Origin of the sequence: Acinetobacter sp. UBA5934, assembly GCF_002430855.1 — a bacterium.
Classification (GTDB): Bacteria; Pseudomonadota; Gammaproteobacteria; order Pseudomonadales; family Moraxellaceae; genus Acinetobacter.
This window is the reverse complement of sequence record NZ_DJDC01000119.1, coordinates 17,658-28,397: the sequence shown is the minus strand read 5'-3', so window position 1 is coordinate 28,397 and position 10,740 is coordinate 17,658. Positions and strand designations below refer to the sequence as shown.

Here is a 10,740-nt window from a genome sequence, read left to right as displayed (position 1 = left end):
GAAGAAGACAATGGTGGTTGTTCGCCATTAGCCAAGAAAGTAATGCTTTCAACTTTCGCCAATGCTTTAAACAATGCTTCAATACGTGTGATCTGAGCTTTTTCAGCTTCAGTGGTGTTTTGCAGAAGAACAGGCAACAAACGCGCATTACCTAAGCCCATCTCACCACGGATGTTACGTACCGCACCAATCAAACCTTGAAGCCATTGCATATCCGCTTCAGCTTGGTCATTGATGAGCGCTTCGTCAGCAACAGGGTACTGCGCAAGCATGATGGTTTCGCCCGCTAAACCAAGTTTAGGCGCAAGCGTTTGCCAGATTTCTTCAGTCAAGTACGGCATTAACGGATGAGCAAGACGTAAAGACGCTTCCATTACGGCCAGAAGAACACGACGTACTTCAGCTTTACGCTCTTCAGATACATTTTCATCGTTCAGAACTGGTTTGGTTAATTCCACATACCAGTCACAGTATTCATTCCAGATGAATTCGTAAATCGCTTGCGCAGCCAAGTCTAAACGATACGTTGCAAATGCAGTTTGTACCGCAGCAGTCGCTTTTTGTAGACGGCTTACGATCCATTGTTCAGGCAATTCCCAAAGGTCTTGACGTGCTTCTGAACCAATAGTTTGACCTTCGACATTCATCATTACGAAACGGGTTGCGTTCCAGATTTTGTTGGCAAAGTTACGGTAACCTTCAACACGTTTCATATCGAACTTAATGTCGCGACCGGTGTTTGCAAGGGCACAGAAAGTGAAACGTACAGCGTCTGTACCGTAAGATTGAATCCCTTCAGGGAATTCTTTACGAGTCGATTTTTCAATCTTCGCCGCCTGTTTCGGGTTCATCAAACCTGTTGTACGTTTTTGTACTAAAGTTTCAAGATCGACACCGTCAATCAGGTCTAATGGGTCAAGTACGTTGCCCTTAGATTTAGACATTTTCTGACCTTCGCCATCACGTACCAGACCATGTACATACACAGTTTTGAACGGCACTTGTGGCGTACCATCTTCATTCTTCATGAAGTGCATGGTCAGCATGATCATACGTGCCACCCAGAAGAAGATGATGTCAAAACCTGTCACCAATACATCTGTTGGGTGGAATGTATTCAAGAAGTAGTTGGCTTTGTCTTTTGCTTCGTCGCCAGTCCAACCTAAAGTTGAGAATGTCCAAAGACCTGAAGAGAACCATGTATCCAATACATCTTCGTCTTGGTTTAATTGAACATCGGCAGGGATGTTGTTCTTGCTACGTACTTCAGCTTCGTCACGACCAACATATACGTTGCCTTCCGCATCGTACCAAGCAGGAATACGGTGACCCCACCACAATTGACGCGAGATACACCAGTCCTGAATGTTGTTCATCCAAGCCATATACATGTTGCTGTACTGCTCAGGAACGAACTTGATACGACCGTCTTGAACCGCTTCAATGGCAGGTTTCGCTAGCGGCGCAATCTTCACATACCATTGGTCAGTCAATAACGGCTCAACGATCACGCCCGAACGGTCACCACGAGGTGGTTTTAGCGTGTACGGTTGAATTTGGTCTAACCAGCCTTCAGCTTCCGCTTGAGCTACCAATTTTTTACGTGCTTCAAAACGTTCTAAACCAACGTATTCTGCAGGTGCAGGAATGGTTTTAGAAATTTGCTCGCCCGCTTTTGCGATGTATTCAAACTCAGCCAACACTTCAGCATTTTTGTTGAAGATGTTGATGATTGGCAATTCGCAACGTTTACCTACTTCATAGTCATTGAAGTCATGCGCAGGGGTGATTTTTACACAACCGGTACCGAATTCTTTGTCGACATATTCGTCTTTAACGATCGGAACAGCACGACCTGTAATTGGAAGAATGATGTTCTTGCCAACGAGTGCTGCATAGCGTTCATCATCAAGGGCAACCGCAACTGCGGTATCACCTAACAATGTTTCAGGACGCGTCGTTGCAACTACGATGTAATCTTTACCATCGTGGGTACGCAGTGACTTATCTTCAAAGAAGTATTTGAAGTGCCAAAGTGAACCTGCTTCCTCTTTATCAGACTCAACTTCTAAGTCAGAAAGGGCAGTTTGTAATTTTGGATCCCAGTTAACCAGGCGTTTACCGCGGTAGATCAGACCTTCTTCGTGAAGTTTAACAAACACTTCTTTTACTGCGTTTGATAAACCATCATCCATGGTGAAGCGTTCACGTGACCAGTCAACCGAAGAACCGAGGCGACGGATTTGACGGGTAATGTTACCGCCAGACTGCTCTTTCCATTCCCAGACTTTTTCGATGAACTTTTCACGGCCTAGGTCATGACGGCTAATGCCTTGTGCACCCAACTGACGCTCTACCACCATTTGCGTTGCAATACCCGCGTGGTCAGTACCCGGTTGCCATAAGGTATTTTTACCTGACATACGGTTGAAACGCGTCAAAGCATCCATGATGGCATTGTTAAAACCATGACCCATGTGCAAGCTACCAGTGACGTTCGGTGGCGGAATCATGATACAGAAAGACTCGCCTTTTTCAGACGGCTTGAAGTAACCGCGCTCTTCCCAGGTTTGGTACCATTTTTTCTCGATCTCGGTCGGATCGTAGGTTGTAGCAATATTTTGCGCAGAATCAGTCATAGTGAAAACAGATCGAAAGTGAATAAAAAATTGCATCTATTGTAGCAAAAAAAATGGCAGATTAGGCAGCTAAAGAAAATGCAAAAAATAAGCATTTGGCACATACACAATTAGGTTCTATGATGAGAGTATTATAAAAACAGCGCAGAAGATCGCAGAACAATTCTAAAAGGAGATAATTATTATGAGTCATTTGATTTCTTTAAAATTAAAAGCTGAAACCCATCAAAGATTCCGGCAGATTCACCAGCAACTGAATGAAGGTGAAACCCAAAGCCTGGCGAAACCGCTGGGTGAGGTGCTGGCAGATATTTCCTGCGAAATTGTCGATCAGGTTTTTGGCGAAATCTCGCGTTTATCTACCTCGGGTGACCGGGAGTCAGACAAGGTGGTGCAGCAGATTTTAGATACGGTCCGTAAATATATGCCGTGGTCAGTGTCATTTTTTGGCAATGACCGCTTAATTCCAATGGTCAACTATTTGATTAAAATGGCCCACGAAAAAGATGATCAACACTATATTTCCTATCAGGTTGATCATGTGCTGGTGGTGGAGCTTTTAGGTTGTGTGGAACAGGTAAAAAGTGGAAATAGCCAATACGTTTCGCCTGCCTTGAAAGCATTTACCGAAATGGTCGATCAAGGTGTGACGTATTTGGTACGTGAACCCAAAAAAATGTTGAAATTCAATTTGGTGGTTGATAAAACCTTAAATGGTGTCATTAGTTTGACCACGCAATTAGGCTATAAACGTCTGGAAAAATTGGGTGCTTATTACGATGCTCAAGAAACCCATCGTTACTTTGATCATTTTCTGATGTTTTTGAATCAAGGGCCTAAAAATGACAGATCAAACCATTCAGAATCGTAATTCAAAACAGGAAACATAACATGGCGCAGCAGGACAGTTTAAACAACAAAGTGGTATGGATTACCGGCGCATCTTCAGGTTTAGGCAAGGCACTGGCGCATGAGTGTGCCTTGCAGGGAGCGCAAGTCGTACTGACTGCACGGCGTATGGATGAACTGGAAAATGTCCGTTTAAGTTTGACCGATCCTGAGCGGCATATCTGTGTCAGTGCCGATATTACCGATGAAAATCAGGTTCGCCATGCCTATGAAAAAGTGCTGAATCAGAAAGGTCGTATTGACTGGTTAATCAATAACGCGGGTCTCAGCCAGCGTGCCCTGATTGCCGATACCACTATGCAAACTGAACGCGCCATTATGGAAGTGGATTATTTCTCGCAAGTGTTTCTAACCAAAACAGTTTTACCGACATTCCTTGCACAAAAGTCCGGTCGTATTGCCTTTGTGTCCAGTGTGGCAGGACTTTTGGGTACGCAATACCGTGCTTCCTATTCAGCAGCGAAAGCAGCCATTCACATGTGGGCCAACAGCTTGCGTGCGGAAGTGGCGCAGAATGGCGTGGATGTCTCGGTGATTTTCCCCGGCTTTGTTAAAACCAATGTGTCGTTTAATGCCTTGAATGGTGCAGGTAAACCACAGGGGCATCAGGATGAAGCGATTGAAAATGGTTTAGAGCCAGATGTGTTTGCCAAAACAGTGGTGAGTGCATTGCTGAACGGTGAAGAATACATTGTGGTAGGCGGGACGAAAGAAAAACTGGGCGTATGGGTATCGCGCCTATCACCAAGTACACTGTATAAAATGATTCGTAAGATGAAAGTGAAGTAAGGTCTGATTTATTCAGATTTCTTAAAAAAATAATATTACGAGGTTGTACATGGTTAAACACTATGAAAATCGATTTTTCATTCTTGGATTATGTATGATCTCTTTTCTTTTTGCAGCGCAATATTCCTTTGCCGGGGACTTATGCAGTAATAAAGCCCAACTTGAAAAATTGTTAAGGCAGCAAAAAATTATAGGCTCATTTGATTCAAATTATTTGTCATGCAAGTCATTGCCGCAATCTCCTGAGCTGAGTCTGGTTGCCTATACGAAATGGATAGCTTCGAAGGAAGATGAAACTATTGGCGTTTATCAACTCACGTTTTTAACTCTGGAGACGAAAACCAATACCGTACAATCGAAGTATGTGGTGCAGCAATCTTTAATTTCCGATGCGATTTCACTGGATTCAATATCACTCGATCTAGGAGCTTATAAAGTTTCACAGACGGTTAGAGCCATTGGCTTAAGATTAAATTACAGCGGACATTCACAGCCCAATCCATATCGTATGCAATTGCTTAATTTGTACGATTTAAACAATAAAACGATGATTTTAGATGGCTTGATTGTAGAGCGTTATCGTGCTGAAACCGATACACAATGCAATGCTGAGATTGAGGAACGTAATTCAACATTAGTGATGCTTCCAAAAAAGTCACATCAATATTCTGATATTCAGGTACGCAGCAAAATCAGCCACTACGAAATGTCAGGAACACTAGAACATTGTGTAGAGGGAAAACGCAACCGAGCTCAGCAAAGTTTTATACTGAAATTTGATGGAACTCAATACCAGGTTCCTCAAGCTTTTGCTGAAGACTACCGATACTGAGTCTTTAACTGCTTTATTTAATCTGAAGGTCGTTGAATCGCCGTTCCATATGCAAACACTTCGACCATGCCGCCTTGCATACCAAGCTCTGTGGTACTTAAGCGTAAACCCATAATATACGTCGCACCGATTTTTTCCGCTTCCTGTTTTAAGCGCACAATTGCCTCACGGCGGGCTCGTTCAACTACGCTTTCATAACTGGTTAAGCGACCACCAAAAAAATTCTGGATATTGGCAATGACATATTTAAAGTAATCATGCGAAATCACCACATTGCTACTGACCAGTTGCCCAGGATGGGAAGACGTTTTAAAGCGGCTATTGTCCAGGGTGATATAAGCCAAACGCTGTTCTTGCTCATCCAGTTCAGTAAAATGTTTTTTTTCCGCGCGGCGGCCAAATCCCCAGCCAATAGTAAATAAAACCACAAAGATAATGACTTTTAATAGAAAAGCATCCATGACTTAACCTTGCGTCGGGAAGGGATCAGGAAGTTTGGTCGCATTTGGTTCCACAACCACTGCAGTTCCATAAACAAAAAGTTCAGAAGCGCCTTGTGCAATATTCGAGGTAGAAAAACGGATGCCGACCACAGCATTTGCACCTAAAGATTGAGCCTTTTCAATCATCCGGTTCATGGCTTCCTGACGCGATTCTTCCAGCAGTTCAGTATAGGCAGTCAGTTCACCACCAACAATATTTTTCAGGCCAGCCAGCAAGTCACGTCCGACATGCTTGCTGCGTACAGTGCTGCCGTAGACCACATCAATTTGACGAATAATGGTGTGAGCCGGAACAGATTCTAAATTACTAAGGAGCATTTTTTGATATTCAAACGAAATGGAGTCTAGTGAAGATAGGAAATCGGGCTTGAAAAAGCAATAAAAAAGCCTGCATTGCGCAGGCTTTTTTATGAGCTATAATTTATTGAGCGCTGTTTGCAGCTTTGCGTTCAGCACTAGATGGCACCTGTTGAACAGCATCACCGGTGTTGGCTTTAAGACCACCACCCAGGGTCTTATACAATTCAACCTGGTTATTCATGTTGGCTTGTTCAAGCAACAATAAACCTTGTTCAGCTGCATATGATGCACGTTGCGCATCCAATACGGTTAAGTAACTGTCAATACCGGCACGGAAGCGGGCATTTGACAGTCGGTATGTGGTATTGGTTGCATCCACCAAACGGCGCTGTGCAGCTAAACGGTCACCAATGTTTTGACGTACTGCCAAGGCATCATTCACTTCGCGGAAAGCGGACTGAATTGATTTTTCATAGTCAGATAAAGCAATTTGCTGATCTGTTTCTGAAATTTTGATGTTGGCTTGACGTGTACCCCAATCGAAGATTGGAAGGTCAATACTTGGGCCAATTGACCAGACAAATCCGCCTGATTTGAACAGGTCGCTTAAGCTGGTTGACGCATAGCCTGCATTACCGGTCAAACTGATGGTCGGGAATAAGCGTGCTTTCGCTGCAGCAATGTTTGCACCTGCGGCAGAAAGCTGATATTCCGCAGCACGGATGTCTGGACGGTTGGTGAGTAAGTCACTTGGTAAACCCGCACTTAGCGCATTGCCTTGACTGATCCGTGTCACACGTTGAGTCGGTAACAGGTTAGCAGGAACAGCTTGACCTACAAGCAGGTTAAGCAGGTTCTGTGCTTGAGCAATCTGAGTCTTGTAATTGGCCACATCGTTACGTGCAGTCTCTACAGAAATCTGTGCCTGACGAACAGGAACTTCACTGTCGATACCAACATCGAAACGTTTTTTGTTGAGGTTATAAGACTCAAGTTGGGCTTTCAGCGTCTGATCTGCAAGTCTTAAATTTGCATTGGCAAACGAATAATTCAACCAGGCTTGCGCCACTTGACCAATCAGGGCAATTTGAGTCGCATCACGCGCACTTGAAGTGGCCAGATACGTATCCAAAGCATTATCTTTTAAGCTACGTACACGACCCCAGAAATCCAGCTCATAGGCAGTCACGCCCAGACCTACATTGTAGCTGGTCATGGTACCGGTGTTGAGCGTGTCTTGACGCAGCACACTACCGCTGGCACCAATGGTTGGCAGCTGATTGTTCTGGGTAATTTGGTACTGTTGCTGCGCACGTTGAATATTCAAGGTCGAAGTACGCAAATCACGGTTATTGGCTAATGCCAGATCAAGCACTTGGATTAAGCGTTGATCGGCAAAAAAGTCTTTATAACCTTGTTCAGCAATTGAAGGTCCAGAATTCGCGGTTAAGTAACCCTGTTCTGGAATATTCGCTTGAGCTACGGGCTCTGGGCCACGCATGCTTTGACATGCAGTCAAAGCAAGCGCAAGTGCAGATACCGCAATGCTACGACCTGAGATAGACCATACCTTTTGCATCACGATGCTTGCTCCTGATTATTTGGTTTTTTAGGTTTAAATTTAAAGATACTTCGAATCCAGACATAGAACACAGGAATAAAGAAGATACCCAATAAAGTCGAACTGATTACGCCACCGAGTACACCATAACCGACCGAGTGCTGGCTACCTGCGCCGGCACCTGTAGACAGGGCAAGCGGAAGTACACCAAAACCGAAGGCTAAAGTGGTCATGATGATTGGACGCAAACGCATTTTTGCTGCATGAAGGGTCGCTTCAAGTAAAGGCTCGCCTTTATCTTCCTGCAGCTCCTTGGCAAATTCGACAATCAAGATCGCATTTTTCGCAGCCAAACCAATGACGGCAATAATCGCAACCTGGAAGTAAATGTTATTCGACAGGTTTGGATCCTTAAACAGAACCATACCCAAGAAAGTCAAGCCAATTGCACCGACAATACCTAGTGGAATCACCAGCATGACTGAGAATGGAATTGACCAGCTCTCGTACAATGCCGCAAGACACAAGAATACAATCAGCATTGAAAGCGCATACAGACCAAGCGTTTGCGAGCCAGATTCACGTTCTTCCAACGATAAACCTGTCCACTCGTAGTCAAGGCCAGCGATACCCATTTCAGGCAATTTGGCAATGATTTCTTCCATGGCAAGCATCGCATCACCCGAGCTGACACCCGGAGCAGGCGTACCCTGAATGTTAACCGATGAAATACCGTTATAACGTTCAAGACGTGGCGAACCGTAAGTCCATTCACCTGTAGCAAAAGCAGAGAACGGAACCATTTGACCAGCGTTGCTGCGTACGTACCACTTGTTGAGATCTTCCGGCATCATACGTGCATCCGGAACGGCCTGAACATAAACTTTCTTAATACGACCACGGTCGACAAAGTCATTAATGTATGAACCACCCCAAGCAATACTCATGGTGCTGTTGATTTCAGAAATGCTGACGCCCATAGCGCTGGCTTTTTCGTTATCTACATAGATTTTGTACTGTGGCGTATCTTCCTGACCATTTGGACGAACACCCGCAAGACGTTTGTCCTGTGCAGCCATACCCAAGATCATGTTACGTGCAGTGAGCAGTTTTTCATGACCAAGACCGGCTGCATCTTTCAACTGCAAGTTAAAGCCAGCAGAAACACCCAGTTCAGGCATTGCAGGAAGCTGCAATGGCATTACATAAGACGCATCTTTAGCAATGACGTTCAATGCCATACCACGCTGGATAATGGCACCGATTTGCGATTCAGGAGAAGTACGTTCGCTCCAGTCTTTCAATTTGATGAAAGCCAGACCGGCATTTTGACCGACACCGGTAAACGAGAAACCTGCGACACTAAAGACAGAGTCGACATTGGCTTTTTCACCTTCCATAAAGAAGCCAGTCATTTGATCAATAACTTTCTCAGTACGGTTCAGGGTAGCATTCGGTGGAAGCTGAACCAGAGTCATGACCACGCCTTGGTCTTCATCCGGCAAGAATGAACTTGGCAAGCTTTTGAACAAGAACAATAGACCGACAATCACGACCGCATAAATCGCACCGGCAATGATTTTATGAATCAGCAGTTTTCCGACCCATTTTTGGTAGCCTTCAGCAGTACGTTCAAAGCGTTCATTGAACCAGCGGAAGAAGCGGGCAGGGGCACTGTTGCTTTGCGGTTTATTCTTGTCATGCTGTTTCAACAAGGTCGCACAAAGCGCAGGGGTAAATGTTAATGCCACAATCAGTGACAGAACCATTGCAGTCACCAGGGTAATCGAGAACTGACGGTAAATCACCCCGGTGGTTCCGCTAAAGAACGCCATTGGGACGAATACGGCAGACAATACCGTGGTAATACCAATCAATGCACCAGAGATCTGATTCATCGACTTTTCAGTCGCCTCAACCGGCTCTAGATGCTCTTCTCCCATAATACGTTCAACGTTTTCGACCACGACAATCGCATCATCCACCAGAAGACCAATGGCAAGAACCATGGCAAACATCGTGAGCGTGTTAATTGAGAAGCCAAACAGGTTGATAATCGCGAATGTACCGAGTACAACCACCGGCACAGCCATGGTTGGAATCAGGGTTGCACGCCAGTTCTGCAAGAACAGGAACATAACCAGGAATACCAGAATAATCGCTTCAACTAAAGTGTGAACTACACTTTCAATCGAAAGTTTGATAAACGGGGTGGTATCAAACGCCAGCTGATCTTTTAAACCTGTTGGATAGTTTTTACGTAACTGTACTAAACGTTCTTCTACCGCAGTCGCGGTGTCTAATGCATTTGCACCCGTGGCCAGTTTAATCGCTACACCACCGGCAGGCTTGCCGTTGAATTTCGAGGTAAACTGATAGTTGTCCGAACCTAATTCGACTTTGGCAATATCACCAATAGTTACTTTTGCACCAGAACCGGCATTTTTCAAGAAAATGTTTTTGAACTGTTCAGGCGTTTGCAAAAGGCTTTGTGCGTTTACAGTGGCATTCAGGACTTGACCTTCAACCGCTGGCGCACCGCCCAATTGACCCACAGCAACTTGCGCGTTTTGAGTACGCAAGGCAGCCACGACATCACTTGGAGTCAGCTGATAACTGCTGAGTTTTGCAGGATCTAACCAGATACGCATGGCATATGAACCACCAAATACCTGTACTTCACCGACACCCGCCACACGGCTGAGCGGTTCAGAAATATTCGAGTTCACATAATCTTTAATGTCGGCATCGGTCAATTCACCATTCGGTGAGTAGAAAGCCAAAACCTGCAAGAAGCTTGCACCAGATTTGGTTACGCGAAGCCCTTGACGTTGCACATCTTCAGGGAGTAGCGCCGTTGCTGACTGTAATTTGTTTTGGACTTGAACTTGGGCAATATCAGGATCAATGCCTTGTTCAAAGTTCAAAGCGATAGATGCCTGACCGTTACCCGCACTATTTGACGAGATATAACGTAAGCCGTCTAGACCATTCATTTGCTGCTCAATGATCTGGGTCACTGTATTTTCTACAGTTTCAGCAGATGCACCAGGATAAGTCGCAGAAATGCTGACTGTTGGCGGAGCAATGGTTGGATATTGTGCAATCGGCATTTTGCTGATGGTTAAGATACCCGCCAGCATAATCACCAATGCAATCACCCATGCAAAAATCGGGCGATGAATAAAAAATTGAGCCATTTAGTCT

At 44.8% G+C, this 10,740-nt stretch carries 8 protein-coding genes; 3 read left to right on the top strand and 5 right to left on the bottom strand.

Features of this window, described 5'->3' with window-relative positions; translation table 11 throughout:
- On the bottom strand, window positions 1-2,639 hold a 2,639-nt coding region (locus B2Y23_RS08370), incomplete at its 3' end, for a valine--tRNA ligase (RefSeq protein ID WP_291370179.1).
- 184 nt (window positions 2,640-2,823) lie between these two features.
- On the opposite strand from B2Y23_RS08370, the gene B2Y23_RS08365 reads away from it, so the two are divergent.
- Genes B2Y23_RS08365 through B2Y23_RS08355 form a run of 3 tightly spaced genes read left to right on the top strand, consistent with a single transcriptional unit; the run spans window position 2,824 to window position 5,169 of the window.
- Window positions 2,824-3,510, top strand: a complete 687-nt coding sequence (locus B2Y23_RS08365) for a hypothetical protein (RefSeq protein ID WP_291352755.1) — start codon at window positions 2,824-2,826, stop codon at window positions 3,508-3,510.
- Between the two features lie 20 nt (window positions 3,511-3,530).
- The gene (locus tag B2Y23_RS08360; protein WP_291370177.1) at window positions 3,531-4,337 is read left to right on the top strand and encodes an SDR family oxidoreductase; all 807 of its coding nucleotides are present in this window, start codon (window positions 3,531-3,533) and stop codon (window positions 4,335-4,337) included.
- Window positions 4,338-4,386: 49 nt separating this feature from the next.
- Window positions 4,387-5,169 carry a hypothetical protein gene (locus B2Y23_RS08355; protein ID WP_291370175.1) on the top strand — a complete coding sequence of 261 codons (783 nt, stop codon included), beginning with the start codon at window positions 4,387-4,389 and terminating at the stop codon, window positions 5,167-5,169.
- A 17-nt stretch (window positions 5,170-5,186) separates the two neighbouring features.
- Here the strand turns inward: B2Y23_RS08355 and B2Y23_RS08350 are convergent, their stop codons facing one another.
- From B2Y23_RS08350 to B2Y23_RS08335, 4 genes are all read right to left on the bottom strand, one after another.
- The gene (locus B2Y23_RS08350; RefSeq protein WP_291352749.1) at window positions 5,187-5,630 is read right to left on the bottom strand and encodes a YbjQ family protein; all 444 of its coding nucleotides are present in this window, start codon (window positions 5,628-5,630) and stop codon (window positions 5,187-5,189) included.
- Between the two features lie 3 nt (window positions 5,631-5,633).
- Window positions 5,634-5,990, bottom strand: a complete 357-nt coding sequence (locus tag B2Y23_RS08345) for a YbjQ family protein (protein ID WP_291352747.1) — start codon at window positions 5,988-5,990, stop codon at window positions 5,634-5,636.
- Window positions 5,991-6,093: 103 nt separating this feature from the next.
- On the bottom strand, window positions 6,094-7,551 hold the full coding sequence (gene adeK / locus B2Y23_RS08340; RefSeq protein WP_291352787.1) for a multidrug efflux RND transporter AdeIJK outer membrane channel subunit AdeK: 1,458 nt from the start codon (window positions 7,549-7,551) through the stop codon (window positions 6,094-6,096).
- Complete coding sequence (locus B2Y23_RS08335; RefSeq protein WP_291352746.1) at window positions 7,551-10,733, bottom strand: efflux RND transporter permease subunit; 3,183 nt, start codon at window positions 10,731-10,733, stop codon at window positions 7,551-7,553. The genes adeK and B2Y23_RS08335 overlap by 1 nt, the downstream gene beginning before the upstream one ends.
- Window positions 10,734-10,740: the final 7 nt, after the last annotated feature.

Excerpts from the sequence above, each read along its gene's own strand:
- B2Y23_RS08365 (WP_291352755.1), top strand. The coding sequence starts at position 2,824 with ATGAGTCATTTGATTTCTTTAAAATTAAAAGCTGAAACCCATCAAAGA.
- B2Y23_RS08360 (WP_291370177.1), top strand. The coding sequence starts at position 3,531 with ATGGCGCAGCAGGACAGTTTAAACAACAAAGTGGTATGGATTACCGGC.
- B2Y23_RS08355 (WP_291370175.1), top strand. The coding sequence starts at position 4,387 with ATGGTTAAACACTATGAAAATCGATTTTTCATTCTTGGATTATGTATG.
- B2Y23_RS08350 (WP_291352749.1), bottom strand. The coding sequence starts at position 5,630 with ATGGATGCTTTTCTATTAAAAGTCATTATCTTTGTGGTTTTATTTACT.
- B2Y23_RS08345 (WP_291352747.1), bottom strand. The coding sequence starts at position 5,990 with ATGCTCCTTAGTAATTTAGAATCTGTTCCGGCTCACACCATTATTCGT.
- adeK (WP_291352787.1), bottom strand. The coding sequence starts at position 7,551 with ATGCAAAAGGTATGGTCTATCTCAGGTCGTAGCATTGCGGTATCTGCA.
- B2Y23_RS08335 (WP_291352746.1), bottom strand. The coding sequence starts at position 10,733 with ATGGCTCAATTTTTTATTCATCGCCCGATTTTTGCATGGGTGATTGCA.